The 17999-nt window shown below is 36.4% G+C and carries 18 protein-coding genes, 2 tRNA genes and 2 riboswitches; of the genes, 3 read left to right on the top strand and 17 right to left on the bottom strand.

The window, feature by feature from the left end; genetic code table 11:
* Positions 1 to 105: 105 nt before the first annotated feature.
* The 10 genes from ampS to groES all read right to left on the bottom strand — a co-directional run bounded on the left by ampS (position 106) and on the right by groES (position 10465).
* Complete coding sequence (gene ampS / locus ACXY7N_RS29815) at positions 106 to 1611, bottom strand: aminopeptidase AmpS (protein WP_016089570.1); 1506 nt, start codon at positions 1609 to 1611, stop codon at positions 106 to 108.
* The gene (locus ACXY7N_RS29810) at positions 1595 to 2296 is read right to left on the bottom strand and encodes a response regulator transcription factor (RefSeq protein WP_001262950.1); all 702 of its coding nucleotides are present in this window, start codon (positions 2294 to 2296) and stop codon (positions 1595 to 1597) included. Before ACXY7N_RS29810 ends, ampS begins: the two co-directional genes overlap by 17 nt.
* A gap of 145 nt (positions 2297 to 2441) precedes the next feature.
* Entirely contained in the window at positions 2442 to 3767 is a 1326-nt protein-coding gene (locus tag ACXY7N_RS29805) for an NCS2 family permease (RefSeq protein ID WP_000833096.1), read from the bottom strand.
* A 128-nt stretch (positions 3768 to 3895) separates the two neighbouring features.
* Positions 3896 to 3997: riboswitch (purine riboswitch) on the bottom strand.
* Between the two features lie 155 nt (positions 3998 to 4152).
* Positions 4153 to 5691: a glutamine-hydrolyzing GMP synthase gene (gene guaA / locus ACXY7N_RS29800; RefSeq protein WP_139242467.1), complete on the bottom strand. Its 1539-nt coding sequence runs from the start codon at positions 5689 to 5691 to the stop codon at positions 4153 to 4155.
* Positions 5692 to 5855: 164 nt separating this feature from the next.
* Positions 5856 to 5957, bottom strand: a riboswitch (purine riboswitch).
* 525 nt (positions 5958 to 6482) lie between these two features.
* Positions 6483 to 6938, bottom strand: coding sequence for an SMI1/KNR4 family protein (locus ACXY7N_RS29795; protein WP_016089573.1), 456 nt, complete (start codon positions 6936 to 6938; stop codon positions 6483 to 6485).
* A 292-nt stretch (positions 6939 to 7230) separates the two neighbouring features.
* On the bottom strand, positions 7231 to 7803 hold the full coding sequence (locus tag ACXY7N_RS29790; protein ID WP_016133468.1) for an imm11 family protein: 573 nt from the start codon (positions 7801 to 7803) through the stop codon (positions 7231 to 7233).
* Between the two features lie 152 nt (positions 7804 to 7955).
* Positions 7956 to 8081: an AHH domain-containing protein gene (locus ACXY7N_RS29785; protein ID WP_262984063.1), complete on the bottom strand. Its 126-nt coding sequence runs from the start codon at positions 8079 to 8081 to the stop codon at positions 7956 to 7958.
* Between the two features lie 11 nt (positions 8082 to 8092).
* Positions 8093 to 8266: a hypothetical protein gene (locus ACXY7N_RS29780; protein WP_223261064.1), complete on the bottom strand. Its 174-nt coding sequence runs from the start codon at positions 8264 to 8266 to the stop codon at positions 8093 to 8095.
* Positions 8267 to 8507: 241 nt separating this feature from the next.
* Entirely contained in the window at positions 8508 to 10142 is a 1635-nt protein-coding gene (gene groL, locus ACXY7N_RS29775; protein ID WP_016133466.1) for a chaperonin GroEL, read from the bottom strand.
* Positions 10143 to 10180: 38 nt separating this feature from the next.
* The gene (groES, locus tag ACXY7N_RS29770) at positions 10181 to 10465 is read right to left on the bottom strand and encodes a co-chaperone GroES (RefSeq protein WP_000917306.1); all 285 of its coding nucleotides are present in this window, start codon (positions 10463 to 10465) and stop codon (positions 10181 to 10183) included.
* 401 nt (positions 10466 to 10866) lie between these two features.
* Here groES and ACXY7N_RS29765 point away from each other — a divergent pair, with 401 nt between their 5' ends.
* Positions 10867 to 11616, top strand: coding sequence for a CPBP family intramembrane glutamic endopeptidase (locus tag ACXY7N_RS29765; protein WP_488592838.1), 750 nt, complete (start codon positions 10867 to 10869; stop codon positions 11614 to 11616).
* Positions 11613 to 11801, top strand: a complete 189-nt coding sequence (locus tag ACXY7N_RS29760; protein WP_016089579.1) for a YdiK family protein — start codon at positions 11613 to 11615, stop codon at positions 11799 to 11801. Before ACXY7N_RS29765 ends, ACXY7N_RS29760 begins: the two co-directional genes overlap by 4 nt.
* A gap of 32 nt (positions 11802 to 11833) precedes the next feature.
* Here the strand turns inward: ACXY7N_RS29760 and ACXY7N_RS29755 are convergent, their stop codons facing one another.
* Entirely contained in the window at positions 11834 to 12463 is a 630-nt protein-coding gene (locus ACXY7N_RS29755; RefSeq protein ID WP_016089580.1) for a redox-sensing transcriptional repressor Rex, read from the bottom strand.
* A 187-nt stretch (positions 12464 to 12650) separates the two neighbouring features.
* Between ACXY7N_RS29755 and ACXY7N_RS29750 the strand changes: the two genes are divergently transcribed.
* Complete coding sequence (locus ACXY7N_RS29750; protein ID WP_218009487.1) at positions 12651 to 14585, top strand: ABC-F family ATP-binding cassette domain-containing protein; 1935 nt, start codon at positions 12651 to 12653, stop codon at positions 14583 to 14585.
* Between the two features lie 440 nt (positions 14586 to 15025).
* On the opposite strand, the gene tsaD is transcribed toward ACXY7N_RS29750, so the two are convergent.
* The 6 genes from tsaD to ACXY7N_RS29720 form a co-directional block, all read right to left on the bottom strand.
* Positions 15026 to 16042 (bottom strand): tRNA (adenosine(37)-N6)-threonylcarbamoyltransferase complex transferase subunit TsaD, encoded by a 1017-nt coding sequence (gene tsaD, locus ACXY7N_RS29745; protein WP_016089582.1) that lies wholly within the window; start codon positions 16040 to 16042, stop codon positions 15026 to 15028.
* Positions 16042 to 16485, bottom strand: coding sequence for a ribosomal protein S18-alanine N-acetyltransferase (gene rimI, locus ACXY7N_RS29740; protein ID WP_016133464.1), 444 nt, complete (start codon positions 16483 to 16485; stop codon positions 16042 to 16044). Before rimI ends, tsaD begins: the two co-directional genes overlap by 1 nt.
* Before the next feature lie 13 nt (positions 16486 to 16498).
* Positions 16499 to 17191: a tRNA (adenosine(37)-N6)-threonylcarbamoyltransferase complex dimerization subunit type 1 TsaB gene (gene tsaB, locus ACXY7N_RS29735; RefSeq protein ID WP_016089584.1), complete on the bottom strand. Its 693-nt coding sequence runs from the start codon at positions 17189 to 17191 to the stop codon at positions 16499 to 16501.
* Complete coding sequence (tsaE, locus tag ACXY7N_RS29730) at positions 17172 to 17645, bottom strand: tRNA (adenosine(37)-N6)-threonylcarbamoyltransferase complex ATPase subunit type 1 TsaE (protein ID WP_116363816.1); 474 nt, start codon at positions 17643 to 17645, stop codon at positions 17172 to 17174. The genes tsaB and tsaE overlap by 20 nt, the downstream gene beginning before the upstream one ends.
* Positions 17646 to 17819: 174 nt before the next feature.
* Positions 17820 to 17895, bottom strand: a tRNA-Asp gene (locus tag ACXY7N_RS29725).
* A gap of 3 nt (positions 17896 to 17898) precedes the next feature.
* A tRNA-Met gene (locus tag ACXY7N_RS29720) sits at positions 17899 to 17975 on the bottom strand.
* Positions 17976 to 17999 lie beyond the last annotated feature (24 nt).

The following is a 17999-nucleotide window of genomic DNA, read 5'->3' as shown; positions in this document are numbered from 1 at the left end:
TTACACCTCTAAACCTTAATCGTCAACATGTTTTTCTAAAAAAATATAAAAAGGCTTATTCCCTTTAAAATAAGCCTTTTTATCATATGCCATTCTATTCGTTTATTATTTTTCTATAATTGGTAACGAGACGATAAACTGAATAATACCATCCTCATATTCAGCTCGAATACTACCACCTTGCAACTCAACAATACTTTTCGCAATCGCTAATCCAAGTCCCGATCCTTCTGTTACTCTACTTCTAGATTGATCTTTCTTATAAAAGCGTTCAAATAAACTCCCTAACTCTTCTCTCGTAAACTCTTCACTATGATTCGCAATTACAATTTGTATATCCCGGCGCTGCCTTTGAAGAGAAACCTTTATCTCCCCATCATCTTTACTATACTTAATCGCGTTCATTAATAGATTATCAAATACACGGACCATCTTTTCCGAATCAATCGCTGCATAGGCACGTTCCTCAGGAAACTTCTTAACAAACGTAAGTCCATGCTCTTCTGCCTGCGGTACTAACTCTTCTATTAATTGCTCCAATAACTCATTTATACAAACCTCTTGTTTTTCCAATACAACTTGCTCATTTGTTAACTTCGTATACTCAAATAAATCTTCTATTAAGTTCTTTAACTGCTCCGACTTCGCAAAAGCAATTCTCGTATACTCATCATGTTGTTCTTTATTTTCATATTTAGAATCTCTAAGTAATCGCAAGTAACCCATAATAGAAGTCAGCGGTGTACGTAAATCGTGAGATACATTCGTAATAAGCTCATTCTTTTGCTTCTCTAATTTACGTTCCTTTTCTATATTATTCATAAGCTCTTCCGCCATATTATTAATATTCTCAGTTAAAGACGCAATCTCATCTTCACCTTTCTTCTCAATACGGTACGCTAAGTTTCCTTTTTCTATTTCCTTTACACCTTCTGCCATCGCTTCAATTTGCTTCATCTTTCTCTTTGTTATATAGAAGAAAGAGAAAATGAACACGAGTACACCAATTAAAAATGGGAATGGTCCTTCTTGCGTATCATACATTACTACACCATCTGGTATTCCACTAACGAACATATACAAATTCTTATCTTCTATTGTAATAGGTGAAAAAGCTATAAATTCTTTTCTCGTATTTTCAAATACATCTCGACCATTTGAATAGTTAATCGCAAATGATGCTGCATTACGAATCGTATTATGCAAATCGATTTGCTCTTCTTGCGCCTGCTTCGTTTTATATAAAACTTTACCACTCTCATCAGTAACCAATATTTTTAAAGCTCTAGATCCTCGCTCTAAATTTTGATTCTCCATTTCGATCATATTGGATATAGCTTCTAATTTATTTTCATGAACCGAACTATTTGCTGCTCCTTGAGCTTGGTGATTAATTCGTTCCATACCAGCCCGATAATCGATAGTCGCTTGACGATTCGCATTCTCAAAAAATGGCGCAGCTGCCTTTGCTGACAAAACTCCTAATAACGCACAAGCAGCAAAAGTAGTAATCAATTGAATTCTTATACTCTTCCGTACGCTCTTTACTAATTTCTCAATTAGTTGTCTTGTTTTCCTTACATAAGTAAATGGATTAAATATCTTTTTCAATCTTATACCCCACTCCCCATACTGTTTTTATATATCTAGGTTTCCTTGGATTCTCCTCAATCTTTTCACGTACTTTCCGAATATGAACCATTACCGTGTTATCCGACTGGAAAGATCTTTCGTTCCAAACCTTTTCATAAATTTGTTCCGCGCTAAAGACCATACCCGGATTACGAGCTAGTAATTCTAGAATCGAAAATTCCCTCGGGGTCAGTTTCACTTCTTCTCCATCCACAATAACTTTATGGGTTGAGATGTTTATTTTCATCTCTCCAATTTCTAGCTCGTCCTCATTTTGTATAGCGAAACCATTCATTTTCATATAACGGCGTAACTGAGATTTAATTCTTGCGATTAACTCTAACGGATTAAACGGCTTCGTTACGTAATCATCTGCACCCGTTGTTAGTCCTAAAATCTTATCCATATCTTGCGTTTTCGCAGAAAGCATAATAATTGGCATTTCTTTTTCTTCCCTTACTTTCATACACATATGGATACCGTCTACTTTCGGCATCATAATATCTAATACGACTAGATGCACTTCATTTTCTTCCAGGAGACGTAACCCTTCTTCTCCGTCTCCTGCTTGCAGTACTTTATATCCTTCATTCTTTAAATAGATTGTAATAAGATTCCTAATTTCTTTTTCATCATCTACGACAAGTATTGTTTCATTTGCCACAATATCTCCCCCATTACTTTTTTAATCCCTAACTTCTATTATAGGAAAACTTCTGAAGAAAAACGCTCGGAAATCCTTAAGATTTTCTGAAGACGCAAAAAAGGTCTAGACTCCCCTTAAGTCTAGACCTTTTAAAAAACCCCTTTTATTTACGAACGTAGATGAAATATAGTACGAATAAAACTCCCATAACATACATAATCGGATGAACCTCTTTACGACGACCACTCACAACCATTGTAATTGGATAGAAGATAAATCCAATCGCAATCCCAGTTGCGATACTATACGTAAGTGGCATAGAGATAATTGTAAAGAATGCTGGTACTGCAATCTCGAATTTCTTCCAATCAATTTCCCCTAAGGAAGAAACCATCAATATTCCTACAATAATTAAAGCTGGTGCCGTTACAGCTGGCGTTACAACACTTAGTAATGGCGAGAAGAATAGTGCCAGTAAGAAGAATCCTGCTGTTACAACTGCTGTAAATCCAGAACGTCCTCCCGCTGCTACTCCTGCAGACGATTCAATGTAAGACGTTGTTGTTGATGTACCCAAGATCGCACCAATTACAGTTGCAATCGCATCTGCAAATAACGCTTTTCCTGCACGTGGTAATTTATTGTTCTTCATTAATCCTGCTTGATTCGCAACCGCTACAAGCGTACCTGCTGTATCAAAGAAATCGATAAAGAAGAACGTTATAATAACAATCCCCATTTGAACTGTAAAAATATCTCCGAAGTGCGTTAACGCCACGCCGAACGTTGGTTCTAGACTCGGTATTGCTCCCACTACAGCTTTCGGAGTATCTATCAATCCTGTTGCTACTCCTAAGATTGCCGTAAGAATCATACCGTAAAACACTGCACCATTAACTTTCTTAATCATGAAGATGATTGTAGTAACAACCCCGAAGATTGCTAGTAACGTTGTGCCCTTTGTTAAATCCCCCAACCCAACAAGGACAGCATCATTTTTCACGATAATTCCAGCATTTTGGAATCCAAGGAAAGCAATGAATAATCCGATACCTGCCGCTACTGCGAACTTTAACTCTGATGGAATTGCATTAATGATTTTTTCACGAATACCTGAAGCAGTAAGAATAATAAAGATAATACCTGACATTAATGTTCCGGCAATCGCTGTTTGCCACGGAATCCCCATCGTTAACACTGCCGTATAAGCAAAGAACGCGTTAATTCCCATACCTGGTGCTAAAGCAATTGGATACTTCGCGAAAATACCCATAATTAACGAACCGATTGCTGCTGCTAATGCTGTAGCAACGAATACTGCACCTGGATCCATTCCTGTACCTGCCGGTAACCCTTTAACATTTCCAAGTGACAGCGTAGCAGGATTGACAAATAGTACATAAGCCATAGATAAAAATGTCGTTAAACCTGCTATGAACTCTGTTTTATAATTTGTGCCGAGTTCATCAAACTGAAAATAGCGTTTCATCTTACGTTTCCCCCGTTATATGATTACTCGCCGTAATCTCCCTAGCCCTCTTTTATCTATTAAAAATAAAAAAGGCTTCCATTGCATATACATGGAAGCGTTCTATGAATAAAGACAAGTTTCCCCTCATCTTTATCTAAACGCCTCGTAGTCAAGCCATTTACGGTAGCTAGGTAGAAACTTTCGGGCCATATCCCCGATATTATACGACGGCATAATATTCACTTTTCGTTTGAATTACATACTCATATTAACTCGCATAAGCGCTTTTGTCAATTTAAAAACGAACATTTTTATATTTTTTTATAATTTCGTTCGTATTAAACACATAAATAAAAAGATCCATCTACGCCTAAGCAATAGATGGATCTTTTTTACTATAATACTATTCCCACTCAATAGTTGCTGGTGGCTTACTCGTTACATCATACACGATACGGTTAACGTGTTTTACTTCGTTTACGATACGTACAGAAATTTTCTCTAATACGTCCCAAGGGATACGTGCCCAGTCAGCTGTCATACCGTCGATAGACGTTACTGCACGGATACCTACTGTGTAATCGTAAGTACGCTCGTCACCCATAACACCTACGCTGCGCATACCAGGAAGCGCAGTGAAGTATTGCCAGATTTCGCGGTCTAAGCCCGCTTTTATAATTTCTTCACGTAAAATCGCATCAGATTCACGAACGATTTCTAATTTCTCTTCTGTGATTTCACCTAATACACGAATACCAAGACCAGGGCCTGGGAATGGTTGACGCCATACGATTTCATCAGGAATTCCTAGTTCTGATCCTAATACACGTACTTCATCTTTAAATAACGTGTTTAAAGGCTCAATTAATTTGAACTGCATGTCTTCTGGAAGACCACCAACATTATGGTGAGATTTAATGGTTTGTGCAGTTGCTGTACCACTTTCAACGATGTCTGTGTAAAGTGTACCTTGTGCTAGGAAGTCCATACCTTGTAATTTAGAAGCTTCATCATCAAATACGTAAATGAATTCATTACCGATGATTTTACGTTTTTGTTCTGGATCTTCTACACCTTTTAACTTGTTCATGAAACGTTCTTGTGCATCCACTTTAATAACGTTCATGTGGAAGCCTTCGCTGAATGTTTTCATAACGCCTTCCGCTTCACCTTTACGAAGTAAACCATGGTCAACGAAAATACATGTTAATTGGTCGCCGATTGCTTTATGAATTAATACTGCTACAACAGAAGAGTCTACACCGCCGCTAAGTGCGCATAGTACTTTTTTGTCTCCAACAGTTTCACGGATTTTTTCTAATTCTACTTCGATAAAGTTCTCCATGTTCCATCCTTCAGAACAGCCACATGCGCCGAATACGAAGTTTTTAATTAAATCGTTACCGTGCTCAGAGTGACGTACTTCTGGGTGGAATTGTACACCGTATAAGTTTTGCTCTTCATTGCTCATACCAGCAATTGGACAAGACTCACTTGTTGCATCTACTACGAATCCTTCAGGTAAACCAGTTACTAAGTCACCATGACTCATCCATACAACTTGCTCTTCTGGAAGATTCGCATATAATTTTGATTCGTTCTCTACTTTCAGAACAGCTTTTCCGTACTCACGGTGATTCGCACGCTCTACTTTACCACCAAAGTGTTGCGTCATAAGCTGCATACCGTAACAAATTCCGAAGATCGGTAATCCTAGTTCAAAGATTTTTTCATCACAATGTAATGCACCTTCACCGTATACACTATTTGGTCCACCAGAGAAGATAATCCCTTTTGGATTCATTGCTTTAATTTCTTCTGCAGTAATTGTATGTGGATGAAGTTCACTGTATACACCGAACTCACGAATTCGACGTGCTATTAACTGATTGTATTGACTCCCAAAATCTAAAACGATAATTGTATCGTGCTGCTTCTTCAAAATAATCACCCCAACGTTAGTTCTCGTATATAAATATTTTCACCAATTTGGCGAAAAGCATTACTAATATAATAAAAAAAGCCAGTCCTCCGCCTCTAGTCTCATAACAAAGAAAAGGCAGGGGTCTGGCTTTATAAAGAAAGATAGTCTCCGCTCTTTATAAATATAAGACACACTGCCTTCATAGTCAGGTCGTTTACGGTAACCCGGTAGAGACTCTCAAACCTTATCTTTGAGGATATATGAAGGATCGTTTTATATTATCTTCCTAGATTCTAACAATGAAGTATCTATATGGTCAAGAGAGAAAGCGACAAAATTCTACAGAAATTCATTTCCTTTGCTAAAAAACATAAAAAAACATCATTCCGCCCATGTCAGGCATTGCTGGTGCATTTGGTTCTGGCTTGTCGGCTACTATAGCTAAAGTTGTTAGTTTAGCTATGTATATATTTTAAGAAGCAGTACTACTTCTTAGCTTGAAAATTATATTTCAAGTGAAAAATAGTGGTTAATAGTTGTAAAGTTGTATCATCAGTTTCTTCCTATTTATGTTTACCTATCCGTATAAAAATTTTTAATACATTATGACTTATGTATGTACTGAAAACCGTAACCAGCTTCTTTAAGAATTTCATCAACCTGTTCTAGCTCTTACGCTGACATAAATACACCTCAAATAAGAGGGTTAATAGACATTATAAAAGCCTATGCAAGTTATACATAAGCTTTTTGTTATTCATAATTAGCTGTTTCTCAAACCCTAAGCCTTAAAGCAATTATTAATAAGATTAAATATAATAGTCAGGGTTTTCGTCCATTTTAATTAAAAATTCTTCTAAAGAATCCGCTATTTTCTCATCCTCAGAGTAAATAGGACATTGGCCTAATTCATTTTCCTCTTTAAATTTAATTGTTAAAAAACTAATTTCCGTAATTTCGAAAAATACCAATGATTCTTCATCATCTGTATCATCCAAGTTTGGATTATGTTCATAAATATCCTGTCTTAAACGAAAATCTGCAACTGAAATCGGGTCCATAAATCTATTGATTAAATTTCTATTGGTACTTAAAAATCCATAACCAATTTCCTCAAAGAAATGTTTTAGTTCTTTAGGGAACTGTATTTTTAACAAATCCCCTGCTTCTGCTATCTCTTCTTTTGGCAAAGGGTAAAAAATAGGGGTTTGATTAGATTTAATACTTTCGTCTGCTACAATATGTTTTTTCAAAAAGTTAAACATAGCGTTAATACCTCCGTATTAAAGAAGGACTCTTTTTCAATGCTTCCTCAAGCATTGTAATGAAATCATTATATGTTTTCATTACTGTGCCAGATGGTTTATCAAATTCTAGATAAGTACCGTCTGATAAGTTTCTGCTAAAAAACTTCTTACTAAGAGTATTTATTCACTTTTAGTATAGGTATTATATTTGGGTATAGACCAAGTTATATCTACACTATCTCCATCTTATAAGTGTCTAGTTAATGCAAACCATTATTTCAACTTCTATCAGTTATTTTAGGACTTTCTTTTACATGTCCACTTTTGAATCCCATACCTCTACAAATTCAAAACCTTTTAAATCACTTTCTAAAACTGCACTTCTCAACTCATCTGATACAAAAACAGAAGGAATATGTAATATTTCATTTAAGTAAACTTTAAATATTGTTTGGTTCTTAACCATATTAGATAAGAATGCGTATTTTTTGAAGTCTATTACTAAACCAGAGCGTAATTTCTTTAGTATAGCTTTTTCATAATCAATAGCATCTATTGCATTTAAAACGTTAATTATATAATAGACTTCGCCCGTCACATCATGAATTAGGGGAAGAAATTCTACATTATCACCCAGCATAGATTCTAAGAATTTTTTAGCTTTCTCACTAACCATTGGTGTACCAACTTCTCCCCAAAAATGAGGGGAATCACTTTGATTTCCTTCTTCTACACATTTAATACGTATTTCTCCCCATGAATCAGATGCTTTTGCTGCCGAGTCAATTTTTCCTTCAAAATATTTTTTAGAATCTCCTTCTAAATTCAATAGCTGAAAGGATTCATAGTCATCAAATGAACTCTTTAATTCCCAAATTTTCATTTTTACTCTCCTTTGCTATTTTTCTAGTATAAATAAGATTACTCTTTCTTCGATTTATTTAATTTTAATTCACCATTCAATAAACGTTCTCTTATATCATGTAAAGATTCAACAATATCTTCCTGGGTACCGCCTCGTTTCTTAATAAGACTTCATACCCTCTCTACTTCAAGTATGTACTCTGAACTATGATTGCCTATGTGTAAGACTTCAGTAACCACGTATTCATTCACTTTATAAGATAAAAATACTCCGTTAGCCGCCGAATCATGGTCTATCCTAAATTCCTTTAATATTTTTGTGCCTTTTCTGCCCTACTGTCGTTCCAAGGCGTTAGATGATGCGCTGCATCCTTAAGTTCTTCACGTAATACTTTAGATGCTGTATACGAATCGTGATAATCATTTTTTACATCTACTCTATCCAGAACTTTATCCGCATACTCTTTTATTAGTTCCTGCACATCCTTAATTCTACTTCTTCAACATTCAAAATGTCATTATCGTGACAGTAATCAATAAAACCACCTAAGAGAACCTTATAATTTTGAATATTTACCTCCGTTGTATTCCTAAACTTACGGTCTTCCAGAAATTCTTGGTATGCAAAATTTAACAACACAAAAAAGACTACCTCCTTTTACCAAGGAAGTAGCCTTCTAATTATTTATTTATACATTGCACAGCTTCACAGAGTGATGCTTATTACATCATTCCGCCCATACCGCCCATGCCCATGCCGCCCATGTCAGGCATTGCTGGTGCATTTGGTTCTGGCTTGTCAGCTACTACAGCTTCAGTTGTTAAGAACATAGCTGCAACAGATGCTGCGTTTTGAAGTGCAGAGCGAGTTACTTTAGCTGGATCTACGATACCAGTTTCAAGCATGTTAACCCACTCACCAGTAGCTGCGTTGAAACCAACGCCTACTTTTTCGCCTTTTAGACGCTCTACAACTACAGATCCTTCTAGACCAGCGTTGATTGCGATTTGACGAACTGGCTCTTCTAATGCACGAAGTACGATGTTGATACCTGTTGCTTCGTCGCCTTCAGCTACGATAGAAGCTACTTTCGTGTATACGTTCATAAGTGAAGTACCACCACCTGCAACGATACCTTCTTCTACTGCTGCACGAGTTGAGTTAAGTGCATCTTCAATGCGAAGTTTGCGCTCTTTTAACTCAGTTTCAGTTGCTGCACCTACTTTAATTACCGCTACGCCACCTGCAAGTTTTGCAAGGCGCTCTTGTAATTTTTCACGATCGAATTCAGAAGTAGTTTCTTCTAATTGCGCGCGGATTTGACCGATGCGAGCTTCGATTTGTTGTGAATTCCCAATACCTTCAACTACAGTTGTGTTTTCTTTCGTTACAACAATTTTACCAGCGCGTCCTAAAGATTCAACTGTAGCAGATTTTAAGTCACGACCTAATTCTTCAGTGATTACTTCGCCACCAGTTAAGATTGCGATATCTTCTAGCATTGCTTTACGACGGTCACCAAATCCAGGAGCTTTAACAGCTACTACATTGAATGTACCACGAAGTTTGTTCACTACTAATGTAGCTAATGCTTCACCTTCTACATCTTCAGCAATGATAAGAAGTGGTTTACCTTGTTGTACCACTTGCTCTAATACTGGTAAGATTTCTTGGATGTTAGAAATCTTCTTATCAGTAATTAAGATGTATGGGTTATCAAGAACTGCTTCCATTTTGTCAGAATCAGTAATCATGTAAGGAGATGCATATCCACGATCAAATTGCATACCTTCTACTACGTCTAATTCTGTTGTAAATCCTTTAGATTCTTCTAAAGTAATAACGCCGTCGTTACCAACGCGCTCCATTGCTTCAGCGATTAATTGACCAACTTCTTCGTCAGCCGCAGAAATAGCAGCTACTTGTGCGATAGAAGATTTACCTTCGATCGGTTTAGAAATTGTTTTTAATTCTGCAATTGCAGCAGTAACAGCTTTTTCGATACCTTTACGAAGACCCATTGGGTTTGCACCAGCTGTTACGTTTTTAAGACCTTCACGAATCATAGCTTGCGCTAATACAGTTGCAGTTGTTGTTCCGTCACCAGCTACATCATTTGTTTTGCTAGCAACTTCTGCTACTAATTTTGCACCCATGTTTTCGAATGCATCTTCTAATTCGATTTCTTTTGCGATTGTTACACCGTCATTTGTAATAAGTGGTGAACCGAATTTCTTCTCAAGTACAACGTTACGACCTTTTGGTCCCAGCGTTACTTTTACTGCGTTTGCAAGAGTGTCGACACCGCGAAGCATCGAACGACGTGCTTCTTCACTAAATTTAATATCTTTTGCCATAATAATTGACCCCCTTGGATTTTTTAAGATTTATATAATTAACCGATAACTGCTAAAATGTCACTTTCACGTAAAATCAAGTAGTCTGTACCTTCGTATTTCACTTCAGTACCTGCATATTTTGAGAAGATGATAAGATCACCTGCTGCTACCTCTAAAGCAACACGCTCACCATTTTCAAGCACTCGACCAGTACCTACTGCAATAACTTTACCCTCTTGTGGTTTTTCTTTTGCAGTGTCTGGTAATACAATACCACTTGCTGTTTTTTCTTCTGCTTGAACAAGCTCAATTACAACGCGATCACCTAATGGCTTTAGCATGAACAATAACCTCCTCATTTTGTTATGTAAATTTTATTTATTAGCACTCAACTCACCCGAGTGCTAACACACTTATAATAATAAATAATCTCAATTTCTTTTGCAAGTAAAAAAATCATAATTTTTTCGCAAATTAAGCTATACACTTTTCTATATAGAGTCCCTCTTCTTCTACCTTTACTATATGAATCGTTGTTTCCACTACTCGTATGTTACAATATGAAAGGACACCCTAAGTTGTTTTCGCTATACACACAACTTTCTCCTGTCTTCTATTATCATTTCAAATAAGGATTTACGAAAAAAACATAATTTAAGTGAGGTTTATATCGTAGGTAGCATACTTACATGTTATCCTACCTTATCTCATACACTAGAGTTAGAAAGGATGGTTAAACCATTTGAAAAAACAATATTGGTGGGTTATCGTTACATACATTTTAATGCAGTTATCATCCATTGCTGGATTACCACTTCTGCTGAAAACTGGACTTTATGATAACAGGGGATTTACTAGAGAAGAGAAATTTCAACTCATAACTGGACACTGGGCAATCATTAGCTTCTTTATTGCATTATGTATCGTACTTTGTTTACTTAAAGCTGATATTCGCGACAGACATTTAGATACAAAGCGCTCTACTGTTCCAGCTACGATTGGTTGGATTTTTATCGGATTCTTCTTAGCATTTTTCTCGCAAAGTATTGCCGGTATGATCGAAATGTATGTATTAGGTATTAAACCTGGATCTGAAAATACAGCGAGACTTATGGATATCGCAAGAACGACACCTTGGTTCCTTATCGTTATATCTATAATAGGACCTATTTTGGAAGAAATCGTATTTAGAAAAATTTTATTTGGTACACTGTATAAGAAGTTTAATTTCTTTATTGCTGCTATCATTAGTTCTCTCGTATTCGCAGCAATTCATTTTGATTTTACTCACTTATTGGTATACACTGCTATGGGGCTCGTATTCGCCTTTTTATATGTAAAAACGAAGCGCATTATCGTTCCAATTGCAGCCCATGTTGCAATGAATACATTAGTTGCAATTGCTCAAGTTTTAGTGAGTAATGAACAAATTCAAGAAATGATTAAAGAAGCTGAAAAAATGCAAGGCTTTATCGGAGGATTTTTAGTATGAGAAACTCGCCATTATTCATGGCTGCATTGTACTTCCTTCTTGGATGTATCTTTACACGCTTCGCCATTACGAACGTAACAGATACAATCTGGAATATGTGGACAATACTATTTGCAGTTATGGCAACAATTGATTTTAATTTGGCACTTCGCCTTATCTTAGTTAAATTCACAAAGAAAAAATAATAATAAAACGCAGAGGTCGCTTCCTCTGCGTTTTATTGTGGATAATTCTTCAAAAAGTAAACAAGTGTTTGTAATTCTACTGCTAAATCAATATGATGAATTCTTATATTGTCTGACACATTTAAGCGCGCTGGTGTGAAATTTAAAATACCATGCACGTTCGTTTCCGCTAATCTATCTGCTACAGATTGTGCTACTGTAGCGGGTACTGTTAATATTGCCACTTGTATATCAGTTGATAAACGTTCTTCTAATTCATCTAAATGATATACAGGAATGCCCCCGATTTCTGTTCCGACTTTCTCTTCACTAACGTCAAACGCCATTTCAATTTTTGTATTATTGTTTTTCGTGAAATTATAATGTAAGAAAGCGGTCCCTAAATTACCTACTCCAATAAGTGCTACACGTGTTATATCATCTTGGTCGAGTGTTTCACGGAAAAATGATAATAAATAATTTACGTTATATCCATAACCCTTTTTCCCTAACGCTCCAAAATATGAAAAATCTCTTCGAATCGTTGCGGAATCAACCTTTACCGCTTCGCTCAATTCAGCTGATGAAACACGTTGCTTACCAGAAAGAGATAAGTTTTGGATAAATCGATAGTATAGAGGCAATCGTTTGGCAGTGGCCTGTGGAATTTTGTGCTGATCCATATAACCTCTCCTCTCTTCCTATCTTTATTCATATGCTTGAATCAAATACAGAAGTTTAGCACTCATGAATTTCCCTGTATAATAAAGAAAAGAAGTATTCTCTCTTTATTTTAAACTATACACTATTTTTAGTATGATTGAGAAATATAAACATGGCAAAGTTAAGAAATTATTTGAGGTGAAAACATTGATTTTATTACAAGTAAACGCGCTTTCGAAATTATACGGTGCAGAAACGATTCTTGCAAACATAAAATTGGAAGTTCAAACGAAAGATCGTATCGCATTAGTCGGACGAAATGGAGCCGGAAAATCTACATTATTAAAAATAATAGCTGGTGAGCTATCCCATGATGGTGGCGAAATTATAAAACCGAAAGATGTCTCCATCGGATATTTAGCTCAAAATACCGGGTTAGAAACATCTTTAACAATTTGGGATGAAATGTTAACCGTCTTTACACACTTGCAGCAAATGGAGACAAAACTTCGAAGGCTAGAGCAAGAGATGGGAAAAGAAGAAAACTTTTCAAACGAGGCTATATATGAAAGATTATTAGCTGATTACGATCAATTACAATTAGATTATAAAGATCAAGGTGGCTATCAGTACGAAGCAGATATTCGTTCGATTTTAAGCGGGCTTGGCTTCCCAGTTGAAACGCATCAGACGACGATTTCTACATTAAGCGGTGGACAAAAAACACGATTGGCTCTCGGTAAATTATTATTAACGAAACCGGACTTACTTATTTTGGACGAGCCTACAAACCATTTAGATATCGAAACATTAACATGGCTTGAACAATATTTACAAGGCTATCCTGGCGCAATACTAATCGTTTCCCATGACCGTTATTTCTTAGATAAACTCGTTACACAAGTATATGAAATTTCGAATAAAGAGAGCAGACGATTTGTTGGTAACTACAGTAAATATTTAGATTTAAAATCAGCGCTATACGAGCAAGAAATGAAACGTTATGAAAAGCAACAGGATGAAATTGCTAAGCTTGAGGACTTCGTTCAAAAAAATATAGCTCGTGCATCTACGACAAAACGTGCGCAAAGCCGTCGTAAACAATTAGACCGAATGGAATTATTAACAAGACCATTAGGTGATTCTAAGTCAGCATCCTTCCACTTCGATATTGAAAAACAAAGCGGAAATGATGTTTTACAAGTAAAGGATGCAACCATCGGCTATGATGAGGATCCGATTATTGAACATGTAACAATGCGCTTAACTCGCGGGGATAGTGTTGCTTTAGTTGGACCGAACGGAATCGGGAAATCCACATTGTTAAAATCACTTGTGAATAAGTTACCTCTACTAAATGGTGATGTTTCTTTCGGATCCAATGTCTCTGTTGGCTATTATGATCAAGAACAAGCTAACTTAACATCTTCTAAGCGAGTTTTAAATGAATTATGGGATGAATATCCATTGCAGCCTGAAAAAGAAATTCGCACGATACTAGGTAACTTCTTATTCACAGGAGATGATGTATTAAAGCCCGTATCTTCTCTTAGTGGTGGACAAAAAGCTCGATTAGCTCTTGCAAAACTTATGATGCAAAAATCGAATTTATTAATTCTCGATGAGCCTACGAACCATCTCGATTTAAATAGTAAAGAGATTTTGGAGAATGCTTTAATTGATTACCCAGGAACTCTTCTATTCGTATCACATGACCGCTACTTTATTAATCGTGTAACGACAACTGTTATTGAGTTATCAACAGAAGGTGCACAGGAATATCTAGGGGATTACGATTACTACGTTGAAAAGAAGAATGAGATGATCGAACGTGCAGAATTTGAACAACAAGAACAGCAAGAAAATCAGGCACCTGTTCAAAAAACTGTAGCTCAAGAAAAATTAAATTATCTCGAAGAAAAAGAGCGTAAACAATTAGAGCGTCAACGCACTCGGAAAATTGAGGAACTAGAACAAAACATCATAGAATTTGAAGAAGAAATTGCTACGTTAGAAGATCAACTTTGCTTACCAGAAATATATGCAGATTATGAAAAGGCTAGTGAAATTACAACGAAAAAGCAAACACTACAAGAGCAACTGGAAGCTTGTATGGCAGAATGGGAAGAATTGCATTTATAAAAGTATTGATAAAGAGGATGTCTCATAAGTCGGGATTTTTGACTATGCGACATCCTTTTTATCTTCTAGTTGGAATCAACGTCATATTGTCAAAACGATTTTTTAAACAAATCAACGATTCGACACAAAATATCAATCTGCCGACAAAGTTTGACAATGTTAGCGACATCTATAATTAGAGCATATTTCAAAATGTTTTTTAAGGATATCTTCTTGTTTTTTATTTCCCAAAAAAGAATACATTTAAAGGTCAGACTTCATCTACTTTATCCACAAGTTTATGCACATATCCACCTTTATAAAATAAACCTCAAAATTACTTTTCCACATTATCCACAATCAACGAAAAAGTTATCAACATTTTATATACACAACAAAACCCACATTATCAACAGATAATATGGGTTTTATCCACAGGCTGTGGTTAATTTTGTGCATAACTATGCTTCAATATCTAATCCTGGATTTGCATTTAAAGCTAATGTAGCACGTTTTCCTTGTTCATATGCAATTGTACCTGCCGCTGCAATCATTGCCGCATTATCGGTACATAAAGATAGCGGAGGAATAATTAGCTCAATATTTTCTTTTGGCGCAAATTCTGCTTCCAAACGTGCGCGAAGTCCTTTATTCGCAGCTACTCCACCCGCAAGAAGCAGTTGCTTTACACTATACGCTTCTGCTGCACGAGATGCTTTCGTTACAAGCACATCTATTACACTCTCTTGGAAACTTGCTGCTAAATCTTCCGGTGCAATTTCTATCCCACGTTGTTTTGCGTTATGCACAGTGTTGATAACTGCGGATTTCAATCCACTGAAACTGAAATCATACGAATCAGGTTCTAGCCATGCACGAGGCAAATCAATTGTCGGCTTTCCTTCATGCGCAAGGCGATCAATATGAGGACCACCTGGATATGGCATAGATAACGTACGAGCTACTTTATCATATGCCTCTCCAGCTGCATCATCTCTTGTTTCACCAATTACTTCGAATGAACCATGTTCTTTCATATAAACAAGCTCTGTATGCCCACCAGATACAACAAGTGATAGTAGTGGGAATTGAACTTCTTTTACTAAACGGTTCGCATAAATGTGACCAGCAATATGATGAACACCCACTAGAGGAATATCATGTGCAAAAGCCACTGCTTTCGCTGCATTTACCCCTATTAAAAGTGCCCCTACTAAACCAGGTCCTTCTGTTACAGCAATTGCATCAATATCATCAAATGTGATATTTGCTTCTTTTAAAGCTTCTTCTAACACAACTGTAATTTCTTCTACATGATGACGAGATGCAATCTCTGGTACAACCCCGCCAAAACGTTTATGACTTTCAATTTGTGATGCAACGACATTCGCAATAATTTCCGTTCCATTTTTAACAACTGCTACTGCTGTTTCATCGCAACTTGTTTCAATACCAAGTATAATCGTATTTTTTCCCATTATATATTCACCCACATTACGAGACCATCTTCCTGATTGTCTGCATAGTATCGTTTACGAATTCCACCATTTTGAAATCCGTATTTTTTGTATAACTGTTTTGCTACTTCATTTGATACACGTACTTCAAGTGTCATCGTTTTTACCCCTAGGTCTTTCGCTTCGGAAATAACTTCTTTCAATAAAGCATCTCCTAGCTTTTGACCTCTGTATTCTGGCAAAATAGCTATATTTGTTATATGTGATTCATCAATAATTATCCACAATCCACAATATCCAACTACACGGCCATCTTTTTCTAGCACAACATAATGTGCATGTTCATTCATCGTTAACTCACGGTGAAAGGCATCTGCAGTCCAAGGAGTTGAAAAAGATGCTTCTTCAATAGCTACAATTTGAGCGATATCATCAAGTTCCATCTTTCTAAATATCATATCCATCTTCTCCAAGCTCCTACTTGTTTTGACTTTCTAACCACTTTGTTTCAGCTTCAGCTAAACGAAGATAACTAGGAACAAATGAATGTACATCTTGTTCTTCTTTTTGTAATCCTAAGAATGCTAACTCACTTGGTCTTGGGTTATTTTTAGTGAAAGGAGCAAATACAGCTTGATCGCCTAAATGTTCGATAATTGTTTCTTTGTGTAGTTTAACATCATTACCAATAAATAAAACAGGCTTTCCTTTATCTTTTAACATTTGCAACCAGTCTACAATAAGGATGATTCGGTCTTCTTCTATAGAAGTTAAATGCTCTCCTTCATATGTATATAAGCCCGTATAAATTTGTCCACGTCTTCCATCGAATAAAGGACAGATTAATCCATCAAAATTAGCACCGTTTGCAGCCACTACTTCTAAACTTGATACACCTACAATTGGTATTTGAAGTGACCAAGCTAATGTTTTTGCAGCTGTCACACCTATACGAACACCTGTATATGATCCAGGCCCAGCAGCTACAACAATTTTAGTTAATTCTTTCGGTTTTACACCGCATTCTTTTAACAGTTGTTCTACAGCTGGCATAAGACGTACAGAATGGTTTTTTGTTAAGTTTGTAATGATTTCCCCAATTACGTTTCCTTCCTCAATAAGGGATACACCCATTACGTAATTTGAAGTATCAATTGCTAGTACTTTCATCTTGTAATAGCTCCTCACATAATCTAATATATCGATCTCCAATTGGCTCGAGTACAATTTTTCTTGTGTCATCTCCAGCATGGAATAAACTAATTTGCAACTTCTCATTTGGTAAATAGTCTTCTATTAAATGAGCCCATTCTACTACGGTAATTCCTTCACCGTAGAAATACTCATCAAAACCTAAGTCCTCTTCACTTTCTGCTAAGCGATACACGTCCATATGATATAGCGGTAATCTCCCTTTATATTCTTTAATAATATTAAAGGTAGGACTATTTACAACTCTTTTCACTCCAAGACCTTTTGCTAGTCCTTTTGTAAAAGTTGTCTTACCAGCCCCTAGATCTCCTTCTAGAATAATTACATCTTGTGCCCTGACAAGTTCACCTAGCTTTTCTGATAATCTTTGTGTTTCTTCAGAAGATTTTGTTGTTATTTCATATTTACTCACAGACTTCACCTACTTTACTCACAATGTTCTCTGCTCTTTATTATACAGGTTTTGAATATATAAAAAAGTCCTTAGGAGTTTTCCTAAGGATAGTTTGACTGTCTTTATTAGTTTTTTGTTAAAACAAATAAAAAAATACGAAACAACATGTTTCGTTCTTTTCTTTATATAAAATGGCGGTCCCGACCGGGGTCGAACCGGCGATCTCCTGCGTGACAGGCAGGCATGTTAACCACTACACCACGGGACCATTTGGTTGCGGGGACAGGATTTGAACCTGCGACCTTCGGGTTATGAGCCCGACGAGCTACCGTGCTGCTCCACCCCGCGATGATATAAATAGCTTGGCGACGT

Source organism: Bacillus sp. 5w2 (assembly GCF_054353775.1).
This window is presented reverse-complemented; position numbering and strand designations above follow the sequence as displayed.